Source organism: Bacillus sp. FSL R5-0654, assembly GCF_038008745.1.
GTDB classification, from domain to species: domain Bacteria; phylum Bacillota; class Bacilli; order Bacillales; family Bacillaceae; genus Bacillus; species Bacillus safensis.
In genome coordinates this window covers 856,861-881,702 of sequence record NZ_JBBOZV010000001.1, presented here as the reverse complement: position 1 = coordinate 881,702, position 24,842 = coordinate 856,861, and the positions used below count along the sequence as shown (strand labels likewise).

The 24,842-nt window shown below is 39.1% G+C and carries 19 protein-coding genes and 2 other annotated features; of the genes, 3 read left to right on the top strand and 16 right to left on the bottom strand.

Annotated elements, in window-relative coordinates:
* Window position 1 precedes the first annotated feature (1 nt).
* A complete protein-coding gene (locus tag NSS76_RS04175) occupies window positions 2-316 on the top strand; it encodes a DMT family transporter (protein WP_003217878.1) in 315 nt (104 codons plus the stop codon).
* Between the two features lie 53 nt (window positions 317-369).
* On the opposite strand, the gene NSS76_RS04170 is transcribed toward NSS76_RS04175, so the two are convergent.
* The 4 genes from NSS76_RS04170 to NSS76_RS04155 all read right to left on the bottom strand — a co-directional run bounded on the left by NSS76_RS04170 (window position 370) and on the right by NSS76_RS04155 (window position 8,655).
* Window positions 370-1,182, bottom strand: coding sequence for a leucine-rich repeat domain-containing protein (locus NSS76_RS04170; RefSeq protein WP_029706848.1), 813 nt, complete (start codon window positions 1,180-1,182; stop codon window positions 370-372).
* Between the two features lie 377 nt (window positions 1,183-1,559).
* Window positions 1,560-1,886: a hypothetical protein gene (locus NSS76_RS04165; RefSeq protein ID WP_212048795.1), complete on the bottom strand. Its 327-nt coding sequence runs from the start codon at window positions 1,884-1,886 to the stop codon at window positions 1,560-1,562.
* Window positions 1,879-2,481: a class D sortase gene (locus NSS76_RS04160; RefSeq protein ID WP_024425242.1), complete on the bottom strand. Its 603-nt coding sequence runs from the start codon at window positions 2,479-2,481 to the stop codon at window positions 1,879-1,881. Before NSS76_RS04160 ends, NSS76_RS04165 begins: the two co-directional genes overlap by 8 nt.
* Window positions 2,482-2,502: 21 nt before the next feature.
* Window positions 2,503-8,655, bottom strand: coding sequence for a SpaA isopeptide-forming pilin-related protein (locus tag NSS76_RS04155; RefSeq protein WP_341080906.1), 6,153 nt, complete (start codon window positions 8,653-8,655; stop codon window positions 2,503-2,505).
* Window positions 8,656-9,364: 709 nt separating this feature from the next.
* Between NSS76_RS04155 and NSS76_RS04150 the strand changes: the two genes are divergently transcribed.
* Entirely contained in the window at window positions 9,365-10,873 is a 1,509-nt protein-coding gene (locus NSS76_RS04150) for a helix-turn-helix domain-containing protein (protein ID WP_212048791.1), read from the top strand.
* 54 nt (window positions 10,874-10,927) lie between these two features.
* Here NSS76_RS04150 and NSS76_RS04145 read toward each other — a convergent pair whose 3' ends face one another.
* From NSS76_RS04145 to NSS76_RS04105, 9 genes are all read right to left on the bottom strand, one after another.
* Window positions 10,928-11,209 (bottom strand): hypothetical protein, encoded by a 282-nt coding sequence (locus NSS76_RS04145; RefSeq protein WP_212048789.1) that lies wholly within the window; start codon window positions 11,207-11,209, stop codon window positions 10,928-10,930.
* A gap of 343 nt (window positions 11,210-11,552) precedes the next feature.
* Entirely contained in the window at window positions 11,553-12,836 is a 1,284-nt protein-coding gene (locus tag NSS76_RS04140; protein ID WP_212048788.1) for a hypothetical protein, read from the bottom strand.
* A gap of 23 nt (window positions 12,837-12,859) precedes the next feature.
* The gene (locus NSS76_RS04135; RefSeq protein ID WP_212048786.1) at window positions 12,860-13,426 is read right to left on the bottom strand and encodes a hypothetical protein; all 567 of its coding nucleotides are present in this window, start codon (window positions 13,424-13,426) and stop codon (window positions 12,860-12,862) included.
* Between the two features lie 174 nt (window positions 13,427-13,600).
* Complete coding sequence (gene thrS, locus NSS76_RS04130) at window positions 13,601-15,523, bottom strand: threonine--tRNA ligase (protein WP_212048784.1); 1,923 nt, start codon at window positions 15,521-15,523, stop codon at window positions 13,601-13,603.
* A gap of 52 nt (window positions 15,524-15,575) precedes the next feature.
* Window positions 15,576-15,799: a binding site (T-box leader), on the bottom strand.
* 38 nt (window positions 15,800-15,837) lie between these two features.
* Window positions 15,838-16,062, bottom strand: a binding site (T-box leader).
* A 74-nt stretch (window positions 16,063-16,136) separates the two neighbouring features.
* Window positions 16,137-17,318, bottom strand: coding sequence for a DUF1835 domain-containing protein (locus tag NSS76_RS04125; protein ID WP_122632141.1), 1,182 nt, complete (start codon window positions 17,316-17,318; stop codon window positions 16,137-16,139).
* Window positions 17,319-17,570: 252 nt separating this feature from the next.
* The gene (locus tag NSS76_RS04120) at window positions 17,571-18,758 is read right to left on the bottom strand and encodes an MFS transporter (RefSeq protein WP_024425249.1); all 1,188 of its coding nucleotides are present in this window, start codon (window positions 18,756-18,758) and stop codon (window positions 17,571-17,573) included.
* A gap of 26 nt (window positions 18,759-18,784) precedes the next feature.
* Entirely contained in the window at window positions 18,785-19,612 is an 828-nt protein-coding gene (locus NSS76_RS04115; protein WP_122632140.1) for a MerR family transcriptional regulator, read from the bottom strand.
* Window positions 19,613-19,750: 138 nt separating this feature from the next.
* Complete coding sequence (locus tag NSS76_RS04110; protein WP_122632139.1) at window positions 19,751-20,074, bottom strand: carboxymuconolactone decarboxylase family protein; 324 nt, start codon at window positions 20,072-20,074, stop codon at window positions 19,751-19,753.
* Window positions 20,075-20,100: 26 nt separating this feature from the next.
* Window positions 20,101-20,490, bottom strand: coding sequence for a tautomerase family protein (locus NSS76_RS04105; protein WP_122632138.1), 390 nt, complete (start codon window positions 20,488-20,490; stop codon window positions 20,101-20,103).
* A 111-nt stretch (window positions 20,491-20,601) separates the two neighbouring features.
* Here NSS76_RS04105 and NSS76_RS04100 point away from each other — a divergent pair, with 111 nt between their 5' ends.
* Window positions 20,602-21,486 (top strand): LysR family transcriptional regulator, encoded by an 885-nt coding sequence (locus NSS76_RS04100; RefSeq protein ID WP_073204329.1) that lies wholly within the window; start codon window positions 20,602-20,604, stop codon window positions 21,484-21,486.
* A gap of 30 nt (window positions 21,487-21,516) precedes the next feature.
* Here NSS76_RS04100 and NSS76_RS04095 read toward each other — a convergent pair whose 3' ends face one another.
* The 3 genes from NSS76_RS04095 to NSS76_RS04085 form a co-directional block, all read right to left on the bottom strand.
* Window positions 21,517-21,930: a DUF6508 domain-containing protein gene (locus tag NSS76_RS04095; protein WP_341080888.1), complete on the bottom strand. Its 414-nt coding sequence runs from the start codon at window positions 21,928-21,930 to the stop codon at window positions 21,517-21,519.
* Window positions 21,931-22,066: 136 nt separating this feature from the next.
* Complete coding sequence (gene rlmD / locus NSS76_RS04090) at window positions 22,067-23,452, bottom strand: 23S rRNA (uracil(1939)-C(5))-methyltransferase RlmD (protein WP_044334675.1); 1,386 nt, start codon at window positions 23,450-23,452, stop codon at window positions 22,067-22,069.
* Window positions 23,453-23,554: 102 nt separating this feature from the next.
* Window positions 23,555-24,424, bottom strand: coding sequence for a DNA-3-methyladenine glycosylase family protein (locus tag NSS76_RS04085; RefSeq protein ID WP_044334673.1), 870 nt, complete (start codon window positions 24,422-24,424; stop codon window positions 23,555-23,557).
* Window positions 24,425-24,842 lie beyond the last annotated feature (418 nt).

Below are 24,842 nucleotides of genomic sequence, written 5' to 3'. Positions count from 1 at the left end.
CATGGGCTGGTTTTTTGTACTGTTGGCCTCTGCCTGCGAAATCGGCGGAACCATTGGCCTCAATATGTTTAGTAAGAAAAAGCAAATCACGACAGGCATTTTATTTGTCGGCGGGTTTGCCTTATCCTTTTTGTTTTTATACGCCTCGTTTTCTTCCGTTCAAGTATCCGTTGCCTATACGGTCTGGATTGGACTTGGAACGGCGGGCTCTGTCTTGTTTAATATGATTCTATTTAAAGAGCCAAAAAACATGATTCGTATACTCAGCTTGCTGCTGATTGTCATTGGAGTGGTTGGGCTGAAGTTGTTTGCTTGATTGAATAACAAGAAAGAAAAAGCAATGGAATTGATTTTCCATTGCTTTTTAAGTTATTTTATAAACTTTTCTTGGTACGCTTTAAATTGTTTTTCGTATTTTTGCAACTTTTCCCCATCAACTTTTGAATTTAATTTCGGTTTTCGCTTTCCAATCACCATCACATCTTTATCTACAATAGGACTTGATAAATAGATGTATGGCGCAAAACGATCACACTTCGTATTTGGGAGGGTGACGGATAACCTGGCATATTCTTCTGTCGGGAATTGGTTCGAAATTTCAAGTTCCTTGAGTCCCTCTAATTCCGATATCGGCTCTAAAGACTCGTCCTTCACTTTTATATTTGATAAGCACAGATATGTTAAATTCTTGAGGTATCTTAAAGGTTGAAGAGTATTTATATTTAATGTATTCCAAATCCCGCCTGACAATTGTAGAAATTCTAAACCAGTGTTTTTTTGCAAAGGGGCTATGTCATTCAACTTTGAAAAATCTGTTATGGATAAAGATTTTAAAAACGTGTTTTTTGATATATCCCATAAACTTTGTGCCTTTGTATTCCATTCAAGTGCCAATACCTCAACATCTTTAAGAGAACTGATGATTGATAAATCTTCTACTCTCAGTTCATGCACAAAGAGCATTTTGGGATTAACTAAGCTTAAGATCGTATTGAATTCCTTTTGGTTCACTTTGTAAATCCACAATTTCGTCAGGTTAGAAAAAGATTTCAACCTTTCAATATTTTTTGTTTTTCCTGTGATTAACAACTCAGTGGAATTATTATCTACATCGGCTAAATCATGAACAACTTCTGGTCGTTTATCATGATGAAAAATATATTGGGGGTCTTCTTTTCGCATGCTTTTACCTCCACACCTATAATTAAGGAATAATCTAAATAAATTTTATCAGTATTTTGCAGTCAACACATGATTATCTTTAGCACTTTCTGATATTCCTTTTGAAGAAACAGGGAAAGGATAAAAACTAGATGATCTTCTTTGGTCGCCAATCTTGATTATGACCTCTGTTTTCGATCCATTTTATAAAATCTTTATCATCTAAACATTGGAGACTATCTGCTGGGCAGCGGACTTCTTAGTAGATAATAAAGTTAGTAAAACGTCTATATATATACAAATAAAAGAACTCTAATTCATATACGAATTAGAGTCCTCATGATATAACTGATTTTATTTTTCCACCTTAAAATCGAACCCGCTAATTTATTTCTCGTTTAATGGGTATCTTGCTGCTCGAGCAAGAGATCCATTGCGTAAATCGATTCGCCTTTCTCATCCAATAAAAAGTACACAATCAAAGGCTCTCCAAAAGCTGCTGTCTGCTGCGTGAACAAAACACATGTGAATTTTTCAATACCCATTGGAAGCTTTCTTTTTAATAAAGGGTGAAGAATAGGTGAAGCCCGAATTGTATCTACATCAACATCCCAACGTTCGTTTTTTAAAGTTGGATAATGCTCTGATAACAATTGGTGTAACATATCGGTCGTGAGCACTGCTTTTCCATCGCATCCATCATTTATTATGTTGATGTTATACATCGGATGGCTGCTCACCCTTTGAAGCGTTGATTCGTATCCCTTTTAAGACAAATCGTTTCTGACCATCAAGTGTACAAGTGATCAATGTCAGTTCATTTTTCCCACGATCCTTTAGTACATCCACATCCGTCGGTTCAATCGTAGCAGAGCTGACAATTTTATATTCGTATGTTTCAGCTTGATGATGTAAGACGACTTTTTCTCCTTTAGGCACCTCTGGCAGCTGACGGAAAAGACGGTCGCCTCTATACCCTCTATGTCCTGCAATCGTGAAATTCCCTTTACCTGGCATTTGATGAGATTTAATTTGAGTCAGTGCTATACCTAAATTTTCTTTTGTTGTAACAGGAAGCACTTTTTCGTTTAAATCAATTGACGGGATCTCTAGCTCCATCACATCTCGCAGGTCTTCTTCTGACACAATTAAATGTGGAATAGAAGAAAGGGCATCACTTTCATTTTCTTTAATCATTTTTAATGCCTGTTCCATTGCTGCTGTCTCTTGTGAAGTTCGCCACTCATATAGAAAAGGAACGGAGGTGAGCATCAGCCCCGTGACCACCAAAAAGCTTCCTAATAAGGTTCTTTTTTTCATCAATACACTCGTTCCTTCCTTTTACTGAATGGTTCTTCTTCTGAAAACAAGAAGAACAGTTCCAGAAGCTACTAGTAAAATCCCTGCATACATCAAGTAACGCAGCCATTCTTCACCAGTCTTTGGCAGCTCACCGTTTGAGTCATGAGGCGGATGCTGATCCCCTTTATCTGAGGCTGGCGGATTCGTGTGGTCCTCTTCATTCTTCACTGGTGCATTTTTCACAATCATTGTCTTGATCTCCACTTCGCCCATTTGAATTGTAAAAGCGAGCGGTTTCTTTAAAGCTACATAACCATCCGGTGCTTTCGTCTCTGTGAGTAGATACTCTCCAGGTTTAAGCCCTTTGACAATGGCTTCTCCGTCTTTTCCTGTTGTCACAGATTTTATGGTTTTCCCGGCTTTTGTACGAATGTCAAAGGATGCCCCTTTTAAGGTTCTATCTGTCTGCTGGTCTACCTTTATGATACGCAGACTTCCTAAGATCAAGTGATTCTTCGCTGTTAATTGAAGCGGCTTCTGCTGATTTTTCTCAATTGTGAACAGGATCGGCTTATCATCCAATTGATAGCCATGAGGTGCTTTCGTTTCAACGAATTGATATTGTCCCGGTTTTAAATCATTGATGTGAAGCTTTCCTTTTTGGTCTGTTACAAGTGATTTCTTCAACGTTTTTCCTTCTTTACTCAGAAGAGCAAATTCTGCATTTTCCAGCGTGTGTCCTTCATCATCCACTTTAGTCAGTTCCACTGCTCCCGGCGTTAGCTTGTTAATCATTTCTACTTTGGCTGGTTTGTCTTGACCTAAACGAATCGTAAATGAGACAGGTGTCTGATCCAATTCATAGCCGGCAATGCTTGCTGTTTCGACAAATCGATAGGTTCCTGGCTTCAGTTGACCGACTGTCAGTTGACCGTTTTTGTCTGTCTTTAAGTCTTTCTTTATACGTTGATCGTGCTCATCAAGCAGATCGAAGGTCACTCCATTGAGTAACTGACCATCTTCTCCTTTTTTCTGAAGCTGCACAGCACTTGTCGTCCGAATATTTTCTTTTGTCACTTTCACCAGTTGTTTTGGGTTGAAATCAATTTTAAATTCTACTGGTTCTGCATCTAGTTTATGTCCAAAAGGAGCCTTCGTTTCAACCAATTGGTAAGCGCCTGGTTCCAAATCGTTGACAGTGATGATGCCTTTCTCGTTGGTTGTTAAACCTGACATCAATTCTTTTCCATCGTCATTAAAAAGGGTAAATTCTGCTCCTTTCAATCTTTCTTTTTCTTCCCCTATTTTTGTGAGTTCTACAGAACCTTTCTTGAGCTGATTGATTGCCTCCACTTGAATCAACTCTTTTTGACCTAATTCAACTTCAAAGACAAGTGGTTTCGTACTCAATTCATAGCCTTCAAGACTCTTTCTTTCAACAAATTGATAGGTTCCAGGTTTTAAACCTGTGAAGGTGATCTTTCCATCCTGATTGGTTGTGATTCCTTCTCCTCCTGCCACTATCTTTCCTTTATCATCAGATAGATCAAAGACAACCCCTTCTAATGATTTCCCATCTTCGCCTTTTTTGTGTAACAGCACTCCGCCTGTAGTGCGGTTATTTTCTTTTGTCACACTGACCAGCTTCTCAGGGTTAAATGGAATAGCAAAAGTGACAGGTGTTTCGTCAAGCTCATGACCGAATGGAGCCTTCGTTTCAACAAACTGATACGTTCCAGGTTTCAGATCGTTGACGATGATCTTCCCGTTCTGATCAGTGACGAGACCTGTTTTTATCTCTTTTCCATTTGCATCTACAAGCTTAAATTCTGCTCCTTCAAGCACATCATTCTTTTCACCGAGCTTCGTGAGCTGGACAGCTCCAGTTTTAAGATCATTGATCACTTTGATCTCTGCTGGTGTTTTTTGTGCGATTTCGATGGTAAAAGGATAAGGTTTATTATTCTTTTGGTAACCATCAACACTCTCTGTCTCCACGAGCTGATATTTGCCCGGTTTGAGGTTGTCGACCAAAAGCTTCCCATCTTCATCTGTTGTCAAATCTTTACGCACAACTTTGTCATTTTGATCCAAGACTTCAAATCGAACACCTTGAAGCTTCTTGCCATCTTCCCCTTCTTTTAACACTTCTAATGCACTTGTCTCATATAGGTTCTTTTGCGAAATGACGACTGGTTCCTTTGGATCAAGTGGTACTTCAAATTTGATTGGCGTTTCATCTAATACATAACCATCTGGTGCTTTTGTTTCAACGAGCTGATACGTACCCGGTCTTAGTTCGTTTATCGTGATCTTGCCATTTTCTCCTGTGACAAGCGACTTTTGCAGCTCTTGCCCATCTTGATCTAAAAGCTTGAATTGTGCACCTTCTAGTCTTTCTCCGCTTTCACCTATTTTGCTCAATTCTGCAGAGCCTTTGATGATGTCATTTACTGCAGTGACAGCCGTTGTTTCTGTTTGATTTTCTTTAATGGTGAACGGCCATTTTTGCTGATTTAATTGATAGCCTTTCGGTGCGTTTGTCTCAACAAAATAATAGGAACCTGGCTCAAGATGTTTGAAAAGGATTTCTCCTTTTTCGTCTGTTTTCAAATCGGTTTGGACGGTGTCTCCAGATTCATTTTTCAGTTCAAATTCTGCATTCTCTAATGCTGCACCCGTCTCTTTGTCTTTTTTCGTTAACTTGACATGCTGACGGATTTCTTGGTTCTGCACCGTCATGCTATTTCCTGTTTTCGCTTGATCTCCAGATTCGTAAGGCTGATCAATCGTGACATGGATCGGATCCTTGGTTTTAATATAACCATCAGGTGCTTTCTCTTCTGTCACGATATAATCACCATACAGAAGACGATCAAATCGAAGAGCTCCTTCTTCATCTGTTGTCTTTGTACCAATGACGATGCCGCTCGCAGCATCTGTCAGAGAGAAGCTTGCTCCTTTTAGCGCTTTTCCAGTACTCGCATCTACCTTTTTAACGGTTAAAGCACCAATCGATCCTGTGCCATCTCCCATACCAGCGGTGCGTTTGACCACAATTGAGGCTTCGGATTCCTTTTTGATTTCTTTTACATTTTCACCTCTAAACGTTACTTCGTTTTGAAGTGTACTTCCCACTTTATCTAAAATGAGAGATTGGTATTCTAAAATATATGGTCTTGTGATTTCTTCTTTAAATTTGATTTGAAAAGAATCTGGGTCGAATTCAAGGTCTAGTTCATAATCCTTCCCTTTTTCCAGTTCTTCTCCTTTTGTCACTTGCCCCTTTTCATCTACTGTCGTCGAATAGAGATGAAATGAGTTTTCTATTATGGCTTGGTTACTGCTCGGATGGTCTATAATCGTCGCATCTTGGACTGTTGATTGACCAAAATTGATATTCAGTTTCCAATCAATGACTTTTCCTTGCTGATTTCCTGATTTGCTCGTGTATTTCCCCCCATTTGGAATGGACACCACTGCATTCACATCAGATTCTTTTGTCTGCCCATCATAAAGGGTCGCTTTATTATCGTAGGTTTTCTGTACTAAATCCATTCCTTCAACACTTGTTTGATACGTGATTTTGTATGGAGAATCAATGGCTTTTTTGAAAATCACTTCGAAGCCTGTTTCTCCCTTTTCATTTTCAAGGAATTTGATGTCATAATGTTCTTTCGCTAATACCTCTTTTTCTTCTGCTCCATTTTCCCCGCCTTGTAAATCAAGCGAATAGACGATGATTGAATCTTTAATCAAACGCTGATTTCCTTGAATGAAATCTTCAATTCTCGCCTCTTCTAGATGTTTCAAGTTATAGTTCACACCGATATTCCATGTGATCTCTTTTTTCTTTGCATTATAAGTTCCGTTTTTGAAGCCATTTGACTGCGTGTATGTGTCAGGCGTGAAGACAGATTGATTTTCCTTCGTCAAATCCTTGCCTTCTTCATTTACCCATTCAAGCTTTACATGATTACGCAGGTTCTTTTGGTCTTTATCTGCTCTTCTTTCATAATCAAAAGACGTTGTATATGTGACGGTATGTTCTGTCTTTATTTCTTTCGTAAATTGAATATCAAATCCATTTGCATGTTCAACTATTTGATAATCTGTGCCTTCTTCAAGCACTGTATTACCTGTCGTCACTTTTAAACTATCTTTTTGCAGCGTCAATCCTTCGTTTGTAAACGTATCTTTTAATATCACATTGTTCATCGTTTGTTGATCTTTGTTGAAGGTGATACGCCATGGAATGGTCTTGGTCTTGTAATTCGGTGTTCCATGATTTTTCGTTAGGATTTGCTGGTCAATTCTTTGCTTCCCTTGTTTGCTCTCTTTGCCAGCTGTTACCATATTGATGATCTCTTCAGCTTCAAAAATCCGCTCGGTTGCTTTTGTTTGATAGGTGATGAGATAAGCTGATTGAATATCTTGATTGAATTGCAAGGTAAACCCGTTTTGTTCATCCTTTTTTTGAGGTTGAACCACGTAATTTTCAAACGCTTTTGTCCCTGCTTCTTTGCCATTTTGATCAATTGTGACTTCTTTGACTTGAATGGAATCAGATATCAGCGCCTGTGTGCCGTTAAAGAAGTCTTCTAACAAAGCGTCCTTTTCAGCAATCTTTTTTTCGTTATAGTTATAACGAATTTCCCATGTAATTGTTTGTGTCACTGGGTCGTATTGGGCGGCTTTTTTATTTAAAGGACTGCCTCTTGTCACATTCACTGTTCCTTCTGCTGAACTGATCACTTTATCACCAGAAACAAGGGACGCTTTATTACGAAATGCAGATTGATCCTGATTCGTAATATCCGTTTCATACATTAAACGGTAAGCTAGATGAACGTCATCTTTAAATTCAATCGTGAAATCTTGACCATCTGCTGTTTTGCCAATTGTGTAGTGGTTTTCGTCAAGCAGCTGACCAATCGATGTTTCTCCATTTAGCTTTGTATCAATACGATAAAGCTTAATTGAATCTTTTTTCAACGCCTGACCTTCTTGAATCGGATCTAACAGTTTCGCTTGTTTCACATCTTCTAAATCCATATTAAAATCTACTGTCCATTGAATGGTTTCAGCATTGTAAGAACGATTTGGTTCTCCCTTTTTAGAGACGTTTGGGCCATTTGGAATGTATTGAATCGGGATTGATATTTTATCCTTTCCTTCAATCGGGGTAATGACCACTTCTTTTTCTTCAGTAATGACAGTTTTTTTATCTAATTGCGTCCACACTTGAAGTGTTCCATGGATATTTGAATATTGTTTAATAAAATCAGTGAATTCGATGGAGGCATTTCCGCTTTCATCTACAGAAAAATAACCAATGGTTGCCTGATTAAATTTCATTTCAAGACGATCGATTTTTTCATAAATCACTAATTCCTCTGGAACCTTGAAATGGAATTCATCCCCGCCATTATAGCTATGACCGTTCGGGATGGCCCACTCATAGTTAATGGAAATCAGCGAGTTGATATCAGGTTTCTCAACTGAATTTCCTTCCTGATCTTCAAAGATTAATTTCACACCAGTGAGGAGATTTTCTTGTATCAGCGTTTGTTTTGAAACACTTTGCAGCCCTGCACGCTTAGATACGCTCACTTTGTTTTTTAGTAATTCATCTTCATCGTTTTGTTTCGTTTGAGCCGCTTCTTGATTGTTAGATGCTTTATCTTTCTCAGATGAGATTGAGTCATCTTTTGGAAGGCTTTCTTCACCTTCATTTTGCTTTGTTTTCTCTTCTTGCTGAGTTATACTGGTGACATCGATGTCAATTGATCCTTCTAAATTTGGATCGATCTCAACATCTTCTTTAAATTTCACCGTCACTTCATTTTGTTTTGAAACGGTATACTCGCCAACAGGTATGTCACCCACAGTAATGGGTTCCTTCTGCTCCTTCTCTACCTGGATGGCTGAAGGAAGAGTGAGAACATACGGATATTGTTTTTTTAGATCAATTCCTTTTATAGACCAATGCACAGTGGCCTTTCTTACTTGCTGATCTTCCATGCTTGATAACTTATTGCCTTCGCTATCAGCAAATTCAATATCCCCATAAATGTTTTCTTGAATTTCTTTTGCTTGTGCCCCTGCTAAAGGCAAGACTCCTAATATACTAGACTGTATGACTAGCACTGTAATGAGTGCCAGCGACAATATTCTTTTCAATACATCCACCCTTTTCTAAAATTAATTTTCAACAACGATAAAAAAATCATTAGTATACTGTCAGATCAATCACTCCGCTTCTGATCAATATTTTCTAAAAATGGCACCTTAAGACCCTATGAATAAAATGAGTTGATCAATCATGAGCTTGAAAGGTCATCATGAGTAGTGGATTGAGTAACTGGATTGGGGTCTATAGAAATGGGGAATAGTGAGAGGATCGTGAAAAGATTAAATGTGAATTTTTATATTTATACTGGAATGAACAATAAATGATGTGTACATGCATATATAAGCATGTATTCACATATGGTTCGTTCATATGAAACAAGCATGTATCATATCGTATGTAAGATGCGTCAGTTCAGCATTATATAAATCGCCTTCCTTTCTACTCCCTTTCATATGGTAATCAAAAAGCTGCTGCGTTTTATTCTTACATTTACCGTTTCATCAGCAAAAAAATAAACTTAAATACCTAAAATGATCCATTTTTATAGGATTCATGGCTTACTTATCACCTTTTAAAAGAAATATATGGAGAATCAGGGAATAACATTTGTTTTCGTCTAATTTTTTTCTCTTTTATCATGAAAAGTGAAGACAAAACGATTTAGCCTAAACATTAAAATCATTTTATGCCTATTTAGAAAATCAAATGTTCTTTAAGTGAACTTCATCATATAGAGGCAAGCCAAGGGAAGGAGTTAGTTGTTTAATGGAGCTCATTGATAATAAATCAAAGAGATGGATAAAAATTTTAAAACTGCTTGTATCAAAAGATAAGTGGTGGAGCCTTCAAGAGATATCGAATGAAAATATCGGCTCGGTTCGTGCGATTCAAAGCGATTTAGAACAAATGAAGTCGTTCCAAACAGAGAACGGAGAGCCGTTAATCCACATAAAGCCAAGACAAGGCATATCCATTTGTTATACACAGACGATACGAGTCGACTACTATATCAAAGAAATTCTAAAAGATACGATTGAAATTCGATTGATTGACGGCGTTTTCTTTGAACAAAACAGGTCTTTCTATGAATGGATGGACACGCTGAATATCAGTAGATCCACATTGTATAACACCATTCATAAAATCAATTCGCTTCTTATCTCGTATGACATTGAGTTACGACCAGATAGTATGCAGTTCCATGGAAATGAGAAGGAGATTCGTCAATTTTTTGTGGAATTTTTGTTTGAAGTGTATGGAAGCAGGCTTTGGCCATTCGAAGATATTCAAAAGCAAGATGCAGTTGATTTTTTACAAAAGCTATTTCAGGTGCTCGAAGTCAATCTACCTGATGTGGCTATAGATAAATTTTGCCTATGGCTCGCCGTTTCCATACACCGAGTGAGGAAAAATTTTACCATACGACGCAATTATAGGTACTCAATGGATCAGGAAAAACAAACATCTACAGCTAAAGGTATCTATAATCAAATCAAAAACTTGGAAGAACACGTTTGCCAAATGACAAAGGACACTTTTGGTGTTACGTTGGATCGTCACGAATTTGTCTTTTTACTATTGATTGAGCCAGCTATTGGCCATTATAAATCAATTGAAACTGTCGAAGAAAAATTGACGTTCTTTCAATCGCATACACCACACCTCTTCGAAGCCATTCATTCCTTTATCAATCAATTGGAGTTGATTTTTCATCAAGAGGTGGCTAATCGCAAGGCGATGACACTGATTCTGCTCCAATATTATGTGTATTCTAGGGAAATTACCGTAAGAGATGGATTCCTTTTCAAAAAGAAATCGAGGTATTTATCAGAGGTAAAAAAACAGCTTCCTTACTTCTATTCGAGGATTACTCATATCATCCAAGAGTTAAAAACAGACGATATACTTGCTTCTTTTGTGAAAAATGAACGAGAATTGATTCGTATCATTACTTCTAACTGGAGGGGGCTTGTTCATTTGGAAATGGATCGGAGAAACGTGTTGAACATTTTTGTCATTTCAACATTAGGTTATAATCATAGTTTGTTTATTGCGGATTTAATTAAATTAAGATTGCCTCCTCTCATTCATATTTTCACAAGTCCAGAAAATACATTAAATGAACTGACAATGGATCAACTTGGGATTGATATGGTTGTGACCGATACTGAGCTTCCTAATCAATTAGGACGGTCTACGCTGCTGATCAGCTCTTTTCCAACAAAGAAAGAAGTGGACAACTTGCACTCAAGATTGGTTGATATGACAAACTAATATTCACAAGAAAAGCTGCTGAGGAGCTCTCTCAAGCAGCTTTTTGCTTCTGCATTAATGAAGTGCTATTTGTTCATTCATCAAATCAATGGCATAAAGCGATTGCTCATGTTCATCTAATAGAAGGTAGACTTTGAGCGGTGCAGCGGTTTGATCTGTCTGCTGCGTGAATAGAACACAAGTGAATTTTTCGATTCCTTCTGGCAGCTTGCTTTTCAGAAAAGGATGAAGAATAGGAGAGATTCGAAGGGTATCAACATCTTTTAGCCAAAGCTCATCTTGTAACGCAGGATAATGGTCAACCAAAAACTGACGAAACACTTCCAATGTACTCAAGGTAGATATCCTCACTTTCTTCTATTTATGGCTTTAAGCTTAAATAAAAACAAACATGTTCAACTCATCCTATGATCTTAGTCCGTCTAGTTTCGCTTACTACTAGAGACATGATTTCATTTTTTCTTCTAAAAGATTTGTAGATCAACTTTACTGCAATGGTTTTTCATTATGTATGACGTTTACTATATGAAATACGAATTTCAACCGATGGACCTATGATCATATTCTTATCTGTTTCTTTCGTGATGAAACGACAACTTCCTTCTACAAAATTCCATTTTTATTCTAAAAAGAGGAAAATGGAGCAAAAAAGAACAGCTGCTCACTGTTCTTTTAGAAGTTATGAAAGGTCTGTCAAAGAGAACACTTCACCGCTCACTGCATCAACACCTTCATGACAGTCGAGCTTTCCGCATAAAACATATTGTTTTTGCACATCGTCATAGACGTAGATGGGTGTAAGTTCGAGGCGTTCTCTCAATGTTTCAAAGGCTTCTTTCTGAGAAATGGTGATTTCACTAGCGGTTTGAGATGGATTGAGTATCCCGCATACTTGAAACATCTCTTTTTTATCTATGTAATTAATGGCTTCAAAAGTGCTGGCATCAATGAAGACCTTGATCTTATCCATAAAACCACAGCCTTCTTGCTCATTCGTTTTTAATATCGCTTCGATGTAGCCATGGTCGCGGTGGAGTGTTTTTAGCACCCACTTCCCTGTATCCTTTGAATATTTTTGCGCCAAAAAGGTGCGAACCGCTTTGATACACTCAGCCTGCTCTTCTTTTGAGATCGGGAATATATCCGGCGAAGGCTCCAGTGAGAAGGCTTGTTCAGCAGTAATGTCCTCGTTTATATTGATTTCCTTTTTTTCAAAGGCTTTGTTTAACGGTTCATTCCACTCCATGACCTGATTCATGTGTATACAATGTGTTTCTTCACGCCCAATTTCAAACGGTATCGTTCCTGTTCCATCGTTCTTGATATAAATTTCTTCTAACGCATATATAGGGCGGATTCGATTCTGCTCGAAGGATGGCCAATCAAACCGCTGCACTTGCTGCTGAGCTAAATTCTCGATCCTATCAATGGAAAGCACATATTCTTCAGTTCTTAGTCGTTCTTTTGCCATAAATGGCCCTCGATGTATATAGTGAATGAGCTGCCCATGTTCATCCCATTTCACTTCGATTCTGCCTGAAGGCGTCACTTTCACACCATCTATTGCTTCTTCGAAAAAAAGTTCCCCTTTCTCCTTTTGATGCATATGAAAATGCTCACCATAGACCAACCCTGTTTCTTGTTCGATCCATTGAATGACATGAGCTGGATAAGGCCTCTTAAATGTGACACCATTCTTCGCGAAGGTTTTGTCCATGACAAAAATGACCGTTTCAATCTGGCCTGTATTCAAATTCACGTCAATCACAGCTGTGCCGTCCGGGTTTAGATCATCGTCCTCGGGTTCAGCTTCATGAGAGGGAAACCATTCCATATTCAATGTATAAACCGTTTCATTGAACATATTGACGTAGCGATGAAAACTGTGTCTTTTTAAATAGTAAAGATCTAAACCAAATTTCGCCTTTGTCTGATCGATCAGTTGTTGAATGTTTGCATTCATTTGTTTCACCTCAAAATTCTGTTTTATGGAAGAAGAAAAATGACGATAAAGATGAAAATGATGATTACAGTTAAGAACCCTAAAGCTATTGCCATTATATTTGACTCTTTTGTATAGCCTGTTAATTCGCCTTCAGTCGACCGGTCAATTTTTCTAAAGCGAAAAAGCATGCTTATATTGATAATGGCTAGAGCCATAACAAATAAGAAAATGAGAAAATTAGGTTCTATATGAAAAAATGGATCTTGCATCGTTTGAAAACTAAATGATTGGAAGAACATTAGCCCGCTCAATATCAATTTCCAAATATTCTCCACTCTTTGTTCTTTCTCCCACTCTTTTCCCAATTTCTCTTTTTCATAAATGGCTACCTGCTCAAATATGGGAATGATAGACTTTGTTGATCCTTTTTTGATCAAGCCGTAAATACCTTGAAGGAGCATGAAGATTCCTAAACAAAGAAAGAAATATGTAAATTGAATTTCAACATTTTGAATCAAAATAAAAAAAATCAAGATCAACATGCCGAATAGTAAATTAGAGGTAACTACTTGTTTCGATCTCATCTTTTTCAGTGCTGCTTGTTCCATGCAATACTCCTCTCCGTTTTAAACGGTTTCTGTTGAACGCTCTATCTTTATTACGATTTTACCGAAAAAATGTTTCAATATTTTCCCTTTCTACTGTCAATTCGGCTTTTTTCGCAAATGAAAAGACGCCCATCATTCAATGAACGTCTGGTCCTTCTTCATAAAATCATCACATCATATCTGAGCAGCCGATCTGTCTTTGATTTGCTTAGCAGCCATGTGTTTAAAGTCCTCAATAGACAGCTTTTTTGACGTCTTTTCTCCGTGCTGTCTAATATTTAGTGTGTTGTCTTCCATTTCTTTATCGCCGATGACCGCGATATAAGGGATTTTTTGCATTTGTGCTTCTCTCATTTTATAGCCAAGTTTTTCATCCCGCTCATCGATTGTGGCTCTTATTCCGATACTTCTTAATTGCTGCTGCACCTCTAAGCAGTGATCAAGGTGAACAGTTGAGACAGGGATGATTTGCACTTGTACCGGTGCTAGCCATAATGGGAAAGCGCCTGCAAAATGCTCGATGAGAATACCTAGGAAACGATCTAGAGAACCAAAAATGGCACTGTGAATCACAACTGGCCGAACCTTTTCATTTTTTTCGTTGATATATGTTAAACCAAATTTCTCTGGCATTTGGAAATCCAGTTGAATTGTGGCGCACTGATGGCTCCGCTGCAGGGCATCTTTAATATGAAAATCGATCTTTGGACCATAAAATGCGCCATCTCCTTCATTCAGCTGGTAGTCGACCTTTAGACGATCAAGCACATTTTTTAACGCTGTTTCGGATATATCCCAAATAGCATCATTGCCTAATGCTTTTTCTGGACGAGTGGATAGCTCGACTGAATACTCAAATCCAAATGTCCGATACACATGATCAACTAATTGGAAAATCCGTTTGATTTCAGCTTCGATTTGATCTTCTCTTAAAAAAATATGGGCATCATCTTGGCAAAATGTTCTGACCCTGAACAAACCATTTAACGCTCCGCTAAATTCATGACGATGCACCTGACCAAACTCAGCCATTCTAATCGGAAGGTCTCTGTAGGAATATAAGCTGTTTTTAAACATGAGCATATGCCCTGGACAGTTCATCGGTTTTAAAGCGAAGCTTGTATGGTCCACTTCCGAGAAATACATATTTTCATGATAATGATCCCAGTGCCCTGACTTTTCCCAAAGCTCTTGGTTCATCATAAACGGTGTACTCACTTCTTCGTATTGCGCTTTGCCTCTCACTTCTCTTGAAAAGGCCATTAATTCATTTCTGACAATCTGTCCTTTTGGTAAATAAAACGGCATACCTGGCGCTTCTTCTGAAAACATAAAGAGGGATAGCTGTTTCCCTAATTTCCGGTGATCACGTTTATTTGCTTCTTCCATGAAATGAAGATACTCAGCGAGATGCTTTGGGTGTTGAAACGCCACACCATACACTCGCTGCAAGACATCCTGATGACTGTCTCCCCGCCAATAAGCCCCTGCAACACGTGTTAGTTTAAATGACTTTACGTACCCTGTAGAAGGTACATGCGGCCCGCGGCATAAATCTACAAATTCTCCTTGCTGATAAACTGTGATGGCTTCTTGAGAGGGTAAATCTTTTAAAATATCCAGCTTATATGGATCATGTGCAAACAGCGCTTCAGCTTCTTTGTAAGAGACTTCCTTTCTTTGGATAGGGTGATTCTCATTTATGATGTTTTTCATCTCTTTTTCAATTTCTGCTAAATCCTCTACGCTTAATGATTGATCGAGCTTCATATCATAGTAAAATCCATTTTCAATGACCGGTCCGATCCCCAGTGTGACATTGTCATATAACCTTTTCACAGCCTGAGCTAATACGTGTGCAGATGTATGGCGCAGCACTTCAAGCCCTTCTTTTGAATCTAGTGTGACAATAGACAGCCGAACATCGCTGTATAGCTGCTCACTTAAATCAACCATTTGATCATTGACCTTACCTGCCACTGCTTTTTTTCTTAAGCTCGGACTAATATGGGAGGCAACATCTGCGACAGTCGTACCTGCGGGAAACTCCTTTATCTTTCCATCCGGAAATTGAATCTTCACCATGTTTTCTCTCATAACCGACACACCTTTCCTATTTTTTGAAATAAAAAAACACATCCATCCCGCGTAAAGGGACGAATGTGTAATCCGTGGTTCCACCCAAATTCCCATAATGCGTATTCGCTTTATGGCTCTGGTGCCGTAACGTGGCATTGACGGTATTGGATACTGCAATTTTCCCCAATACAGCTCAAAGGTGGTAAGACCGCTTTTCTGCGTTAGGAAGATTTCAGCGTGACTTCCCTCTCTGGTAACCGTAAAAGCTGCTCATGTCCTTTTCAAAGCAATGATCCTATATGAGTGTACAAAAAAAACACACCCATCCCTCATAAAGGGACGAATGTGATATCCGTGGTTCCACCCAAATTCCCATAATGCGCATTCGCTTTATGGCTCTGGTGCCGTAACGTGGCGTAAACGATATTGGATACTGTGATTTCCCCAATACAGCTCAAAGGTGGTAAGACAACTTTCCTGCGTTAGGAAGATTTCAGCGTCACTTCCCTCTCTGGTAACCAGTAAAAAATTGCTCATGTCCTTTTCTTCGCTTTTAATTTCTCCATATCTTACATGATGATGATGGATTGTGTAAAGCTTTATTTTGTGCAGTGATAAGAAAATTCATTCTTTAAATGTAATATTGCGCGTATTCACTTGGGCTGTATTCAATTTGAAACGCAGGAGACAAGGCTCGTTTCACTTCTTCAGTGATACGCTCTCCTTCTTGATTGAACTTCCTTTCCATGTCTACGCCATTTGGCAGCAAATCATCGGTCTCTTCGTCAAACCAGCGGCCATACTGTATGTTCCAATTCCATATCTTTGAGAAAAGAGTATCACTCATTGGTACATCATCTCTTTCTAAATGACATTCGCAATACCCACACTGAAAAGGTTCACCGTAATCTCCTTCAATTTTCACAAAAGGATGATCTACAAACTCTCGACAGCATACCCATTTTTTGAAGTTCTGACCGAACTCCGTCAGTTTAATTGAGTAATAACGCATGGAAGTTCGTTTTCCTTTCATGTCAAAAATTCCTTGATCAATTAATGTCTTCAGCCGATATTCAATAAAATCATCGCCGATATACTGATCTAAATGACCAATGACTTCTCCTATTAGACGTGGAGTGACGATGTACTCCTCTTCTGGTGCGGACTGATGAAGCCGCTTAGCCATTTTCACTAAATAAGCATCAAATTCATCTTCTGGTACGCTGATCACTTGTCCTTTTTTCCATATCCGCAGCGTATGATTTTCTTTAGCAAGTGAAAGCCATTCATTTTGTAATCTTTCTCTCTCTTCTTTTGTCACTGGGTGAATATGCTCTTTACTCTCATACAAAATTTTAAATTTTTCAGATGCGATTTCTCCGGAATGTCGAATATCCATTCTTCTTGTATTTGTATTGAACAGCTGATCAAATGCTGTCGTTGTATTGATTACTGACAATTCTATGCTTTTCTCTTTTAATAAATAGACGGCATATCGCAAGCCAATTTGCTCATGGGCATTACTGCCTGTCCAGAGAAGTATACGACTGCCAGCTTTTATTTCTTTTATTTGCTGAAGCATTCTGTGCTGATCGTTGACCATGTCGTCAAAATAGCCATATTCATTTGACATCACGTTACGCAGCCACTCTATACGGTTCGCTTGTCCTTTATGTTCGTGTAAATACAGAAGTGGTCCAATCGAATAAATATCATCAAAAGCGATGATATCATTTATTTGATCTTGCTTCATTTCACGTATTGCTTGTTTTAAACTACCCGCAGCTGCCGCCCCAAATATGATATGTATCATCATCCGTCTCCCTTTATCTTACAGTTTATTTCATCTTCACCTATTCACGGTTCTTGCGTCAATTCTATTGAGTCAATTTCATTCAAAAGTATGACAAGGAGATCAGGTATTTACAGAAGTAATAAAGCAGAAGTGCAGAGATAAGAATTTTTATAAAAAAAAGCCCACGAAATGGGCCAAGGTACTACCCTAAATAAGTAGTTCCCACAATACAAAACTAAATTTGTATGTTCACTAGTGAAATCGTTCATGTTACCTTCCTTGCTCCATTACCTTCAAACTCTTCTGCTGAGAGATTCGGTCAAACGCCACCATCAAGATGGTCATGAGTAAAGCAAGAAGAACCGTTCCAGCGCTGATCCAGCTCAGGTGCAGTATAGATGTCCTGCTCAATACAAGCCCTCCTAACCCCGAGCCTAAAGCAAAACCGAATTGAATAAACGATGTATTGACACTTAATGCGATATCAGGAGATTTTGGTACAAGTGTGACGAGATACAGCTGCTGAGCTGGAGATGTGCTCCATGTAGCAATCATCCATATCATGATCACCGCCACCATGACCACGAGATTCCCTGACACAAATGCCAGCAGCATCAGCATGATGATTTGCAGAATAATTCCGGAGAAAATCGTGAATGTTGGGCCTTTTTTATCTGCTGCAACCCCTCCAAGACTGGAGCCTAAAAAGCTGCATATTCCCGCTAGCAATAAAATGCCGCTGATTTCTGTGATGCTAAGGTTTGCTGATTCTTGCAGGAATGGCGATAAATAGGTAAATAAAGTGGAATATCCGCCTACATAAAAAAGTGTCACTGCCACTGCAAGCAAAATTCTCTTATCTTTTAATATCGATAATTGCATACCTAGCGTCACCGGTTCTTGTTCTTTCATAGAAGGGATGCGCCTATACACAACTATCAGCGGAATGAGCGTGATCAATCCAATGGCTGCAAATAATGCTTTCCATCCAATCATGCTGCTTAGAAATGTCCCGATTGGCACACCTAAAACTAAGGAACTGCTTAATCCCATTAAAATGATGCCAATCGCTGTTCCTCTTTTTTCTCGTTCGACAAGACGAGTCGCCACAGCCATTGCCACCACAATAGCCGTTCCCCCACTAATTCCTTGTAAAACCCTTGTCATCAGCACCATTTCAAACGAATGGCTGACACTTGTGATGATATTACTTAAAGTAAAAATGATCAGCATCCATGATAATATTTTTCTGCGGTCGATATTGATGGTCAGTGCAATGACAATCGGCGCGCCGATTGCTGCTGAGAGCGCTAATGATGTGACCAATAAACCAGCAGCAGATGTCGTGACCTGTAAATCATCTGCGACCATTTGAATAATTCCTGTAATGATATATTCGATCGTTCCAATTAAAAAGGCTGCTAAAGCAAGTAAATAGACAACGGCTTTATTTTTCATCGTGGCTTTTCTCCTTTGGGCATTGTTTACGATTTGACTTCATTTTTTATAGGAATTTGAATTTCAATGAGTCTTCCTTCTTCATTTTCAGCCAATGGGTAATAAATCTCTCTGCCCGGCTGATCTTCTTTCACGCGGTATCCGTTATGTTCGATCCATGTCGCCAGGTCAACACAAGCAGATTGCGCAAATGGAGAATCTGAATGAAATAAGAGCGTCGCCATGGTTTCTTCAGCTGGTAACGTGCGCATCGTAATTCCCTGAGGAAGAGAGCCCCTTAACGCTTTCGCGGAATACCCAACCTCAAATTCGAACTCACTTTCTTTAGCAAGTGATTCCCTCCACAGCACGATTTGTGGCTCAGAGTTCAATTCTTGCGGATGTTTATGTAACAAATGATGAAACGTTTGAAAGAATGTTGGGATTTCGTCAACAGTTCCATGGGATTGAAAAGACATGATACATTTGCTTTCAACCGATTTGATGATGACCTCCTGCGCTTTTTCAACACACCCCTCTCGTTTGATGAGGTGCATCCGCTCCTTAATACGCGCTAATTTCTGTTGTTCTCTCTCGATCAATTGCTGAATCTCACTCTCTTTCAAGAGAAACATGCCCTGAATCTGCTCGACAGAAATATCTTCACGAAGAAGCTGACCCATTTGCTTTAACGTAAAACCTAATTCCTTGTACAGAAAAATCCGATTGACCTCAAGCAGCTGTTCAGCTGAGTAATACCGGTATCCGGATTCTTGATCGATCTGCTTAGGCTTTAATAAATCTATTTGGTCATAATACCTTAAGGTTTTGACAGGGACCTTACTTAACATAGAAAAATCACCGATTTTAAACATCCTGCATCTCCTCCGATTTGTTAATCTGATCAAAGTATAAACCTTTCAGTAAAGGGGAAAGTCAACAGGCGATTTTAAAATTCAATTTATTGCATATAAAAAGCCCTATTTCAAATAGGTCACGTTGTTTGATGAACTTTATTCGTCCTCCAAAATATGTTTAGCCGCTTCTAGTGCTGAAGCTGCTTTAGGCCATCCGATATAAAAACTAAGATGAGTGATGACTTCAATCAATTCGTTCTTCGTGACATCATTTTCTTTGGCAAGATGTAAATGGTATTCCAGCTGATTCAGGCTGCCCGTACTTACTAAAGCTGAGACTGTAATCATACTGCGATCTCTAAGAGAAAGTTCCTCTCTCCTCCACAAATCTCCAAAGAGAACTTTTTCTGAATACTCAACAAATGCTGGGGCAAAATCTCCGAGAGTGAATTTTACAGTTGGCTTGATTGGCTGATGCATAGCTATTTCCCCTTTCATTCGTTCTGTTACTTGATCATCTGCGCAAGTCCTTCTCCAAAGGACCAATTCTCCAACCCTGTCTCATACAGCATAATGAATACATTTTCTTTCGAGATATGAAGCTGGCAATACAACTGGTCAGCTATTTCCTTATATAAAGACTTCTTCTGCCCGTCGGTTCTTCCTGGACCACATGTAATTTGGATATATAAAAGACGATGATCTCTTTCATGACGAAGAAGATAATGGGGATTATAAAAAAATTCTTCTTTCTTATGTGAACTGAATACCTGAAAGTAGTCTTTTTTAGGAACTTGAAATTCTTTCATCAGAGCTTTCATGATCGTTTGGCTAACAGAAGCTAAGCTTTCTGTATCGTACGCATTTTCCATATAGCTGACTTTTACAAATGGCATGAATGTCATCTCCTTTTTTCTGTCTACATTCATTTTACATCCCAATACTTGTTTTATATAATTGAATAATATATAAAATTGTATTCATAAAATGAATGGAGATTATTAGAAATGGACTTAAAAGAGTTAAAAGCATTTCAAGCCATCATTCAGGAAGGGACATTCTCAAAAGCCGCTCAAAAATTGAATTATGCACAGTCAACCATAACGAATCAGATCAAACGATTAGAGAAGGAGTTAGGATTTCAATTGTTTGTAAGAGGATGGGAGGCTGAATTAACCCCTTCAGGACAATTGTTTGCCAAAGAGATTGATCAGCTGATACTCCATTGGCATTTTGTATTAGAGCAATCACAAAAACTCCAAAAAGAAGAAATCGGAACCTTGAATATAGGCGTCATAGAACCAATTGCTGCCACTATTCTTCCTTCCGTCCTTCAAACATTCAGGAGGCAAAAACCGAATATCACATGCCACTTTATCATTGGTAATACAGACTTTCTTCACAAGCTTCTGCTCAAGGGTGAGATTGATTTTGCCGTTGCAGGGGAACCTGTGATGAATACACTTCCGTTTGAGGAGTTGTACAAGGAGGAAATGTCTTTTATTATCGCAAAACAGCAGGCAGATCAAGTCGGACCGATTTCATTGATCAAGGATCTTTATGAACAGCCTTTGATTATTGGCGGGGAAAGTTGTTTATATCACATGAAATTACAAAAGGAACTCTCAAGAATAAATGTCGAGCCGTTCACTTACACCATCAGCCAGATTTCAGCGATTCCATCATTTCTAAAGGCGTTTCCTTCCGTCGGGGTGGTGCTTTCTTCTACCCCATTATCAGACGAATTTGTTAAAGTTCCAATAGAAATAGAGGACCCTTTTATCCCAATAGGAATCTTAACTCATAAGGAACCCCATCTCTCTCTGGAAAACACCAAGCAGCTGCTGCTTGATCTATTTCGTCAAGAAGTGGAGCAATTCACATGCTCATAATCTCGTTTCAGAAATAAAAAAACCTAGATGTCATACATCTAGGTTTTTCAATCTTTCAAGCCATTTTAAGATGGCTCCACTTTTAAAAGAACCCAATATGGCACCATCGCAAAACCGCTCAGCACTCACCACTCCCATGATGAGTGCAAGTATACACTGCGCATTTAAATGTGAGAGGTCCACATTCTCGATATCGTTCAATCCACCTTCAATGCCATTTTCTTTGAGGATTTCTCTGTAGCGGATAAGCTCCAGCTCTTGATGTTGTTCCGCAAAGGTATAGACATCTTCGATAAAGTGACGGACAGTTTCGGAATAATGGACAAAAGGCATCTGGATTGGGCGTTCAGCTGTTCCATCATTTTCTTGATCGATCACCCATTCTCCGATATGGTCCTCGCGGAGCATCGGTATGTATTTTGTTAGAATCTCGAATTGACTCATTTCCATCCTCCTCTACCTCATTCATATGGTTTACTCTGATCAACACCTACGGATCAGTATATAAAAAAATCCGTGATTATCCTACCAGCTAGACACCAGTATTCAAATCACGGACAGTTTTATTCACTTCACTTTTTTACACTCTTACCATTGATACAACGGTCTCTACATGCGCCGTATGCGGAAACATATCAACTGGCTGCATGTATTCGATCTTGTAGTCTTTTGACATGTATTGAAGGTCTTTTGCTAGTGTGGATGGGTTGCAAGAGACGTAGACAAAGCGTTTTGGTTTGACTTGTTTGACGGTGTCTAAGAAGGTGCGCTCGCAGCCTGTTCTTGGCGGGTCGACGACGATGACGTCAGGACGGAAGCCTTCTTTGACCCATTTTGGCAGCCAATGTTCAGCTGTTCCTGTTACATAGGTCGCGTTTTTCATGCCGTGTTTTTTGGCATTTTTCTTGGCATCATCAATCGATTCTTTGATGACATCCATTCCTCGTACTTCTTTGGCGCCATCTGAAAGCCACATCCCAATGGTTCCAACGCCGCAATACGCATCGACAACCTTTTCTTTGCCAGTCAATTTGGCCGCTTTTTTCGCTTCATCGTAAAGCTTTAGCGTCTGCTTTGGATTCAATTGGAAGAAAGCACGTGCACTTAGTTCAAAAGAGACGTCTCCTAAAAATTCTTGGATGACCATATTGCCGGCTAGGTGAGATGTTTTATGGCCGAAGATGACTGATGTTTTTTCACCATTGATATTGTGCATGATAGACGTCACTTCAGGCAGTCGTTTTTGAATGGCTTCTGCGATTTCTTTTTTCTTTGGAAATTCAGGTTTTGATGTGACAAGAACGACTTGTACTTCACCTGTTTCAAAGCCGACACGCACGACAATCGAGCGTACGTCGCCTTTTCTTGTCCGTTCATTGTAGACAGATACGCCGAATTTCTCTAAAATTTTGCGGACAACGCCCGTTGTTTTGTTCGTTTTTGGATGCTGCACGATACATTCCTTGATCGGAACAAGCTTATGAGAATTCAATCCGTAAAGTCCTGCAATGATGTCTCCGCTGTGAGAACGACCTACTTGGAACTGACTTTTGTTTCGGTAATGCCACGGATCTTCCATACCGATCGTTGGCCGAATATCAAGCTTTTCAACCGATAGCTTTGTATGGCGCTCCATTGATTGAATGACAATATCACGCTTTTCATTTAGCTGCTGCTCATACGCCAAATGCTGAAGCTGACAGCCGCCGCACTGTTCGTATACTGGGCATGGCGGTTTGACTCGATGCTCGGAGCGCTTTCGCACTTTCCTCACTGTACCTTCTGCATATTTTGCTTGGACATTCGTTGCTTCAACGACCACTTCCTCACCTGGAAGTGCACCTGGGACAAAGACCACTTGCTTTTTAAAATAACCGACCCCTTCACCATTAATGCCAAGGCGTTTAATGGTAAGCGGGAACTGCTGTCCCTTTTGCAAAAGGGCACCTTGCTGTTTTTCTTTCACTTTATTCTCTCCGTTCTATTTGAACCCTTAATAGGTTGTCTTCATTTTATTCCATCTCATTAGTATACCACGTCTTAGACAAAGAGAGAAAATGCCTTTCATTTATTTATCTGTCTCAATGCTTCTCCATAAATATAAAGAAGCGTAGCTTAAATATGGGGTCCATTCCTTGCTTAGCGCTGACATCTCTTCTTTTGTCGGTTTTTCAGGCAGGTCGAAGTGCCGTTTGATTGCATTTTGAATGCCGATATCTGCCATCGGAAAAAGATTTGGTCTTCCAAGCCCATTCATGAGCACATTTTGAACCGTCCAAGGTCCGATCCCTCTAATCGGAAGCAATCGCTCTTCCACCTCCAAATCAGATAAATGGTGTAATTCCTCTAAACAAAGTGAGCCGCTCACAATTCGTTTCGATACATCGATGACATATTCTGCTTTTCGCTGACTAAATTGAAGCTTTCTCAAATCATCTGTCTCAAGAGAGGCAATGGTTTCAGGTAAAGGATCAAACCATACACCTTCTATTTGCTCTCCGTACGTATGGACAAATCGTTTCGTGAGCTCGTAAGCAAACGAAAGATTAAGCTGCTGATGAATGATACATTTCATTAAACAATGATATAAATGGAAATCAAGCATGAGCGGCGTTCCGATATGCTGCTCAAAAATGGGCGCTAGATTGGTTTGAGAAAAATGGTCTTGAATCATGTGTAATTGATGCTCCATGCCAAATATCCGTTTCACCTCAGAAAGAAGGGGTTCCTCTGGGCCGTCTGCCCGCACCCGAAACATAGGTGCATCTTTTGTTCCAGTAGCTTGAACGATGACCACATAAGGTTTTTGCTCTAATCTGATCGGCACTTTGATTTCTCTTTGATTCAAATCGACTGCTTTTAATGGATCACTTGATAAGCGTCTAAGCACTTGATCGAAATGATACGGCGGCTCTACCACCAGCTGTTTTTCCCACATACATGTCCTCTTCCTTTCTGCAAACATACGCAGATGTGATTGTTTCATTTTGCATGAATGATTCTCTAGATTGAATACTTTTAAACATAAAGAGTACAAGAATTTATCAGTTATATCTTCCTTATTTGTGGTCATTCTCCTTTTGGATAGACGAAAGTTTTTAGTCGAATTCAGCTAAAATTCGACAGCATCCTGCAACATTTTAGGCTCATTTTCCTTAAATTAGAAATAGAACCTCTGGGTGATATCTTCCATTCCGAAAATATTTGTATAATTATGACATATCAAGGAGGTGAACAAAGAAATTAGCGGATTAGGCAATCATTTGTTTTATCTTGCAGGAACATATTTACCTCATTGATGACCGGCTTCACTTAGTTTCACATTTTACAAAAAAGAAGACCCAAAATTTAAAAAC

Excerpts from the sequence above, each read along its gene's own strand:
- NSS76_RS04175 (WP_003217878.1), top strand. The coding sequence starts at position 2 with ATGGGCTGGTTTTTTGTACTGTTGGCCTCTGCCTGCGAAATCGGCGGA.
- NSS76_RS04170 (WP_029706848.1), bottom strand. The coding sequence starts at position 1,182 with ATGCGAAAAGAAGACCCCCAATATATTTTTCATCATGATAAACGACCA.
- NSS76_RS04165 (WP_212048795.1), bottom strand. The coding sequence starts at position 1,886 with ATGTATAACATCAACATAATAAATGATGGATGCGATGGAAAAGCAGTG.
- NSS76_RS04160 (WP_024425242.1), bottom strand. The coding sequence starts at position 2,481 with ATGAAAAAAAGAACCTTATTAGGAAGCTTTTTGGTGGTCACGGGGCTG.
- NSS76_RS04150 (WP_212048791.1), top strand. The coding sequence starts at position 9,365 with ATGGAGCTCATTGATAATAAATCAAAGAGATGGATAAAAATTTTAAAA.
- NSS76_RS04140 (WP_212048788.1), bottom strand. The coding sequence starts at position 12,836 with ATGAATGCAAACATTCAACAACTGATCGATCAGACAAAGGCGAAATTT.
- NSS76_RS04135 (WP_212048786.1), bottom strand. The coding sequence starts at position 13,426 with ATGGAACAAGCAGCACTGAAAAAGATGAGATCGAAACAAGTAGTTACC.
- thrS (WP_212048784.1), bottom strand. The coding sequence starts at position 15,523 with ATGAGAGAAAACATGGTGAAGATTCAATTTCCGGATGGAAAGATAAAG.
- NSS76_RS04125 (WP_122632141.1), bottom strand. The coding sequence starts at position 17,318 with ATGATACATATCATATTTGGGGCGGCAGCTGCGGGTAGTTTAAAACAA.
- NSS76_RS04120 (WP_024425249.1), bottom strand. The coding sequence starts at position 18,758 with ATGAAAAATAAAGCCGTTGTCTATTTACTTGCTTTAGCAGCCTTTTTA.
- NSS76_RS04115 (WP_122632140.1), bottom strand. The coding sequence starts at position 19,612 with ATGTTTAAAATCGGTGATTTTTCTATGTTAAGTAAGGTCCCTGTCAAA.
- NSS76_RS04110 (WP_122632139.1), bottom strand. The coding sequence starts at position 20,074 with ATGCATCAGCCAATCAAGCCAACTGTAAAATTCACTCTCGGAGATTTT.
- NSS76_RS04105 (WP_122632138.1), bottom strand. The coding sequence starts at position 20,490 with ATGCCATTTGTAAAAGTCAGCTATATGGAAAATGCGTACGATACAGAA.
- NSS76_RS04100 (WP_073204329.1), top strand. The coding sequence starts at position 20,602 with ATGGACTTAAAAGAGTTAAAAGCATTTCAAGCCATCATTCAGGAAGGG.
- NSS76_RS04095 (WP_341080888.1), bottom strand. The coding sequence starts at position 21,930 with ATGAGTCAATTCGAGATTCTAACAAAATACATACCGATGCTCCGCGAG.
- NSS76_RS04085 (WP_044334673.1), bottom strand. The coding sequence starts at position 24,424 with ATGTGGGAAAAACAGCTGGTGGTAGAGCCGCCGTATCATTTCGATCAA.